The organism is Streptomyces soli (genome assembly GCF_003999195.1).
Classification (GTDB): Bacteria; Actinomycetota; Actinomycetes; order Streptomycetales; family Streptomycetaceae; genus Actinacidiphila; species Actinacidiphila soli.
Window position 1 is genome coordinate 1 of sequence record NZ_RJVR01000407.1, and the last position, 2,904, is coordinate 2,904.

2 protein-coding genes and 2 pseudogenes are annotated in these 2,904 nt (G+C 66.8%); 1 reads left to right on the top strand and 3 read right to left on the bottom strand.

What is annotated here, in order from left to right; translation table 11 throughout:
• Positions 1-252: 252 nt before the first annotated feature.
• Positions 253-900, top strand: a complete 648-nt coding sequence (locus EFK10_RS46700) for a class I SAM-dependent methyltransferase (RefSeq protein ID WP_127361680.1) — start codon at positions 253-255, stop codon at positions 898-900.
• 114 nt (positions 901-1,014) lie between these two features.
• Here EFK10_RS46700 and EFK10_RS52980 read toward each other — a convergent pair.
• The 3 genes and pseudogenes from EFK10_RS52980 to EFK10_RS51780 form a co-directional block, all read right to left on the bottom strand.
• Positions 1,015-1,116 (bottom strand): annotated as a pseudogene (locus tag EFK10_RS52980) (Ku protein); the annotation flags it as partial.
• Positions 1,117-1,331: 215 nt separating this feature from the next.
• On the bottom strand, positions 1,332-2,324 hold the full coding sequence (locus EFK10_RS46705; RefSeq protein WP_127361681.1) for an FG-GAP-like repeat-containing protein: 993 nt from the start codon (positions 2,322-2,324) through the stop codon (positions 1,332-1,334).
• Positions 2,252-2,904, bottom strand: a pseudogene (locus tag EFK10_RS51780) (hypothetical protein); the annotation flags it as partial. The pseudogene EFK10_RS51780 and the gene EFK10_RS46705, both read right to left, overlap by 73 nt.

Below are 2,904 nucleotides of genomic sequence, written 5' to 3' on the forward strand. Positions count from 1 at the left end.
CCGTCGCCTTCGCTCTCGCAGAGACCATGGACTTCGCTGTGTACGAGCCACTGCGACAATGCTCCACATCCGGGCCACACCGTAGCGGTACGGACTGGACAACGTCAGGCGGACTGCGTCCGACGCCTCCCAGTCGCGCGCGATCTTGTGCTGCGGAACTTCTCTGAACTAGCGATAGCCCGGGCGAGCAGGCGGGAGGGAAGATCGTGATTCTCTCGGCTCGCCTCAGCGCCAGGAACTACTGTCGCGAGCATGGTCGAACACGATGCCTTCAGTGCCACCCGCGAGGCCTACGACACTGCGGCCCCCATGTATACGCAGCGGTTTCGCGACGAGCTGCGTGACAGGCCTTTGGACCGCGCGATCTTGAGTGCCTTCGCCGAGGTCGTAAGTGCGAGTGGGGACGGTCAGGTCGCGGATCTGGGGTGTGGACCTGGCCATATCACCGCTTATCTGGATGAGTTGGGGCTGGCGGCGTTTGGCGTTGATGCCTCTCCTGCGATGATCAAGTTGGCTCGACAGGCCTATCCGGGCCTGCGGTTCGACGTGGGCTCGATGGCCGCGTTGAACATCGCTGACGGCGTGCTGGGCGGCGTACTCTCACGTTGGTCCATCATCCACACTCCGCCGCAAGAACTCCCCGTCATCTTGGCGGAGTTCCACCGTGTGCTGGCACCTGGCGGCCACCTTCTGGTCGGCTTTTCGGCAAGCGATGATCCATCTCACCCGACGCAGGTCTTCGATCACACAGTCGCGCTGGCCTATCGGTGGTCGCCTGATCACCTCGCCGCGATGCTGCGCAAGTCCGGGTTGGCCGAGGTAGCCCGGATGGTTCGCGAGCCTCAGCCCACCGATCGACGGCAGTTCCAGGAGATTCAACTGCTCGCCCGCAAAGCCTAGGCAGAAACGCCCACTGACCTGCGAAAACGAGACTCTTAGTTCAGTCAATACACCCTCCCGATCCTCCCGCTCCCACACCCTCCGGTGCCGGATGCGCGCGCCGTCGCTCGCGTGGACTTGGTGGAAGCCGCCGCAATGCTCCTCCGTCGCGGCGAAGATTTGGACAGGGATCGTGACCAGGCCGAACGAAATGCAGCCCGACCACACTGCCCTCATGGAGACAGTGCAACCCGGGTCGGTTCGGCGCGCGATGTGCTGCTCCGGCCCGGTGATTCGTTGCGGTCCAGCCCCCTGTTGACCGAGGCTGTCCGCCCCAGGTGGTGCACGGGTAGTGCGCGGTGTAGCGCCGTGTACCTGACCTGTGGCGTCGTCTGGGCAACTACGGGCGGTACGGCATTGTTGACTGGTGGCCCTACCGCCCGTATGGCGTGTCACATCACCCAGAGCAGCCCATTGCCGCCCAGGAGGGTGCCGTATTGCTGGGTGAGGCCGACGGAGGACGCGGTGAACATGCGACTGCCCGCGGCTGTTGGTCCGGAGGTGCCGCCGGGGAGGACCCAAACGGCGCCCGTGGAGTTGTTCTCGTCGGCCGCTCCGACGAACAACTCGGCTTTGCCGTCCTTGTTCACATCACCTGCGGCGACCGTCGTACCGAAGAAGTCGTCGACCTCTGAGCCGCCGGGGACACTTGCTGTGTCCTGATTGAAAGCGTACGCCCCGGTGCCGAGGGCGCCCGTGCGCCGTCCGGGGATGACGGTCACCTGCCCGGCCCGGCCGACCTTGCCAATGGATTCGTACGGCGCCCCGACCATGATGTCGGCGAGCCCGTCACGGTTAAGGTCGGCCACCGCCAAAGCGCCGCCGAAGGCGTCGTACTTCTCACTCCCGCCGGGGACGCCAGCGGTGTTCTGCGTGATCTGAACGGGTGCCGCGTCGGCCGCGATACCGTGCGCCGAGCCGTACCAGACCAGGATGCGACCGCCCAGCGCGCCGTCGACCCCGGCGACTTCGGGTTCGTCCGGGTCGCCGACCACGAGATCGGCGAATCCGTCGCCGTTGAGGTCGCCGGTGGCGGAGATAAGGCCGTTGCCCTTCTGGAGACCGGGTGACACACCGGGCGTGTGAACGTAGTTCTCGGGGTTCACGAAGACCACGCCACCGGAGAGACCACCGTAGCGGTAGGTGACGTTCACATGGTCCTGGGCGCCGTCCCCGTTGAGGTCGCCGAGCGCCACAGACTCGCCCCAGGACATGTCCGCCGGCATTGCCGCGTTGCCGAACGAGCCGGTGCGACTGAAGGGCCCAGTGAAGCGGACGGCCCCGTGCCAGCCGCCCGCCAGGACCTCGGTCTTCACTCCCGGGCCGGCGCTGACAGCAGCCAGGTCCAGGCCGTAGTACAGCGGATCGCTCTCCGGTGTCGGCAAGTTGGTGCCTGTGGTGAGGCCGGCGCTGGGGCAGGCCGGAGGAGTTGACGATGTCGGTGAGGCGGCCGAGGGGGTCGTAGTGGTAGGTGATGACGGTGGTGCCCAAGCCGGCGTTGGTGCCGTCGAGGAGGCGGATGGCTTCGATGCGGGGGCCTGCGCCGGTGTGGAGGGAGCTTGGTGCGGAACGCCTCGGCGTGCGAGGCCACGGTCTCGGCATGGCCGCGCATGAGCTCCGCGTGCGCGTGCATCTGCTCCGGATGGATCGAGAAGCCCTCACCCACCGACCCGGTGCCCCCTGCGTCGGCGGACACCCCGAGCGCGGATTCGGCGGCCTGGAACACCAGCCCTGTCACGGCCCGCCCCACCACCTCCACCAGCGGGTCCATGGCGGCCTCGATCACCTGCCCGATGATGTACTGCTCCAGCTGCTGTTCCAGGAAGTCCATCAGCTTCTCGGCCGCCTCCACGACCAGCGTCTCAGTTGCCTCGGCCAGCCCCAGGGTCGCCACCGCCGCCGCCTGGTCCGCGATGAACGTGGCGGCCAGCACCGCCAGTTCGGCGATCGCCTCGACCTTCATCG

What these genes read in the sequence shown, in the direction of transcription:
- EFK10_RS46700 (WP_127361680.1), top strand. Translation starts at nt 253, where the DNA reads ATGGTCGAACACGATGCCTTCAGTGCCACCCGCGAGGCCTACGACACT.